This window comes from Plastoroseomonas arctica (assembly GCF_018128965.1).
GTDB lineage: Bacteria > Pseudomonadota > Alphaproteobacteria > Acetobacterales > Acetobacteraceae > Plastoroseomonas > Plastoroseomonas arctica.
In genome coordinates this window covers 1-1984 of the sequence record NZ_JAAEDH010000049.1, presented here as the reverse complement: position 1 = coordinate 1984, position 1984 = coordinate 1, and the positions used below count along the sequence as shown (strand labels likewise).

At 73.1% G+C, this 1984-nt stretch carries 1 protein-coding gene; it reads left to right on the top strand.

What is annotated here, in order from left to right; genetic code table 11:
* Positions 1-144: 144 nt before the first annotated feature.
* Positions 145-1984: peptidoglycan D,D-transpeptidase FtsI family protein (locus tag GXW79_RS21305; protein WP_211876466.1), on the top strand; the 1840-nt coding region annotated here is incomplete at its 3' end.

The following is a 1984-nucleotide window of genomic DNA, read 5'->3' as shown; positions in this document are numbered from 1 at the left end:
CGGCACCCCCCGCCCTCGCGCCTGTCGCGGCGCCGGCGGTGATCGCAACCGCCAGCTCCACCCTCGGCTTCGGGCGCGGCGCGCTGCCGCCGCCGGTGCCGTTCGGCTCGGCGCGCGCCGCGACGACCCAGTGAAGGCACCAGCGTGAGCATCCTCCCCCCAGCGCCGGAAGCCGCGCCGCGCGGCCGCTTCGCCCAGGCGGTGCAGGAGAGCACGGCGCTGGTGCGCGTCACCCAGCCCGAGCTCGCGAGCCGCGCCCAGATGGAGCGCAGCCGCGGCCGGCTGGTGCTGGCCGCCTGCGCCTTCTCGGTGCTGTTCGGCGCGGTCGCCTTCAAGCTCGCGGTCGCGACGGTGCTCGCCCCGGCCGAGCCGCGCCGGATCAACGCCATGTCGCGCCCCGCGGCGGTGGTGGCCGCGGCGCCGGTGATGCGCGGCACCGTCACCGACCGCAACGGCGAGATCCTGGCCGTCTCACTGCCGGTGAACGCGCTGTTCGCGAACCCGCGCGAGATCGAGAATCCCGGCGCCGTCGCCGACCGCCTCCGCCGCATCCTGCCGCAGCTGGAGCGCGAGCGGCTGGTCGCGCGGCTCTCCGGCGAACGCCAATTCGCCTACATCGCCCGCGCCCTGACCCCGCGCGAGATGCAGGCGGTGAACAACCTCGGCGTGCCGGGGCTGTATTTCGAGGAGGCCGAGCGGCGCTACTTCCCGCAGGGGCGCACCGCCGTGCACGTAATCGGCGGCACCGATGTGGATGGCCAGGGCGTCGCCGGCGTTGAGCGCTTCTTCGACGAGCGCCTGCGGTCCGAGCTGCGAGGCCAGCCGCTGCGCCTGTCCGTCGATGTGCGCGTCCAGCTCGCGATGCGCGACGCGGTGCAGCGCGCGATCACCGAATTCAACGGCATCGGCGGCGCGGGCATCGTGATGGACGTGCACACCGGCGAGGTGATCGCGATGGTGTCCCTGCCCGACTACGACGCCAACGACGTGGGTGCGGCCACCAACGACCAGCGCTTCAACCGCGTCACCGTGGGCGTCTACGAGCCGGGCTCCACATTCAAGCTGTTCACCTCGGCCGCCGCGCTGGAACTCGGCGTCATCCAGCCGTGGAACGGCTTTGATGCCTCGCGGCCGATCCAGTACGGCCGCTTCACCATCTCCGACTACCGCGGCCGCGGGCGCTGGCTGGCGCTGCCCGAGATCCTCGCCGCCTCCTCCAACATCGCCTCGGCGCATATGGCGATGGCGATCGGGCCCACGCGGCACCGCGAATTCCTGGTGCGCATGGGCATGGCGAGCCGGCTGCGCCTCGAGATCCCCGAGACCGCGCTGCCGATCGTGCCCACCGTCGCCGCCTGGCGCGACATCAACACCATGACCATCGGCTTCGGGCACGGCATCTCGCCCACGCCGATGCACGTGGTCAACGGCGTCACGGCGCTGGTCAATGGCGGCATCTGGCGCCAGCCGACGCTGATGTTGCACCCGCCCGGCGAGCCCCCGCGCGAGGGCACGCGCGTGATCAGCGAGCGGACCTCCGACATCATGCGCCGGCTGATGCGCCTGGTCGTCACCGATGGATCGGGACGCTCGGCCGATGTCCCTGGGTATTTCGTGGGCGGCAAGACCGGGACGGCCCAAAAGACCTCGGCGCGCGGCGGGTATCTGGCGGACCGGCGCATCGCCGCCTTCGTCGGCGCCTTCCCGATGCAGGCGCCGCGCTACGCGCTGTACGTGATGATCGACGAGCCCAAGCCGAACGCGCGCAGCCACGGCTTCGCGACCGCGGGCTGGGTGGCGGCACCCGCGGCGAACATGGTCGTCTCCCGCATCGCGCCGATCCTGGGGCTGCTGCCCGAGACCGAGCGCGTGGCCGAGATCCAGGCGAGCATCGCGATGCCGATGAACGGGCGCATCGCGCTGCCCGCCGCGCGGCCCGCGACGCCGGTGGTGCCCGTCGCGCCGCGCACCGCGCCGGCGGTCA